This is a genomic window from Cognatundibacterium luofuense (assembly GCF_018139685.1).
GTDB lineage: Bacteria > Pseudomonadota > Gammaproteobacteria > Burkholderiales > Burkholderiaceae_D > Undibacterium > Undibacterium luofuense.
This window is the reverse complement of the sequence record NZ_JAGSPN010000414.1, coordinates 1-330: the sequence shown is the minus strand read 5'-3', so window position 1 is coordinate 330 and position 330 is coordinate 1. Positions and strand designations below refer to the sequence as shown.

1 pseudogene is annotated in these 330 nt (G+C 51.8%); it reads right to left on the bottom strand.

Annotated elements, in window-relative coordinates:
* Positions 1–330: pseudogene (locus KDM89_RS21010) on the bottom strand (hypothetical protein); the annotation flags it as partial.

Sequence of the window (330 nt, the reverse complement as noted above, 5' to 3'; positions counted from 1 at the left end):
ATCGCCAGCCAGCGTGTGTTTTCCGGATCGGCCAGTTGTACCCGTAACAGTTTTTGCTCTTCATTCCATTGCAGCTGCGGCGGCGCGATATTGGTGTTTTCCAGCCAGGGCGTAGCCGGTACTAAAGCGGCCGAAGTGTATTTTTCCTGCGCCAGGCGTTTGCGTATGTCTTTACGATTCTGACTCAGGCTGACCATGCTGAAATGGATATGCCCAGTGCCCGCTTTTTCACGCAGTGCATCGACCTGATTCAGGATTTCATCGGCTTGCCAGGATTTTTCTGTGTGATCGATTTTACTGGTGAACAGGCCTGGCCAGATATGACGTTGT